This is a genomic window from Bradyrhizobium sp. NBAIM08 (assembly GCF_020193935.1).
In the GTDB taxonomy this organism is placed as follows: domain Bacteria; phylum Pseudomonadota; class Alphaproteobacteria; order Rhizobiales; family Xanthobacteraceae; genus Bradyrhizobium; species Bradyrhizobium yuanmingense.
The window spans coordinates 1-504 of sequence record NZ_JADYVR010000113.1 but is presented as its reverse complement, the minus strand read 5'-3'; the positions used below and the strand labels follow the sequence as shown (position 1 = coordinate 504).

General features: G+C 68.7%; 1 pseudogene. It reads right to left on the bottom strand.

The features are described from left to right. Positions 1 to 385: 385 nt before the first annotated feature. Positions 386 to 504: pseudogene (locus tag I6F37_RS38670) on the bottom strand (transcriptional regulator); the annotation flags it as partial.

Below are 504 nucleotides of genomic sequence, written 5' to 3'. Positions count from 1 at the left end.
GATAGAAGTAGGCGACCAGGTCAGCATTGCCGCGTCTGCCACCTGCTACCCATTGGACGAGGTAGTCGCGGTACTGACTCCCGACCGCACCGCTGATCTTCTTACCGCCCTGAAATGGCGGATTCCCGACGATCGCGTCGAACCCGCCGTGTGCGCTGACCTCCGGAACCTCCAGCGCCCAGTGAAACGGGTCGCGATCGGCCCACGTCACCTCGGCCACCTCACCGACGGCCCGTCGGCGTTCGACCAGCCAGCCGCCGGCTAAGTCGCGTAGACGCTGGCGCGCAACGCCACGCGACGCAATGTGGCCATTGCGGTCGAGCACCGCGCGTACGTCGCGCGCGACGTCGACGGCTCCGATCGGATCAGCGTCGTCGATCTGCGCCAGCGCGGCGCCGACGGAGCCTGCGAGATGCGGGCGGCGCTCGCTCCAGTCGAGGCAGGGGCGGCAGAACACGCGCCGGCTCGCCCGCGCATCCGAGAGATCGACGCCCAGTTTGGCAA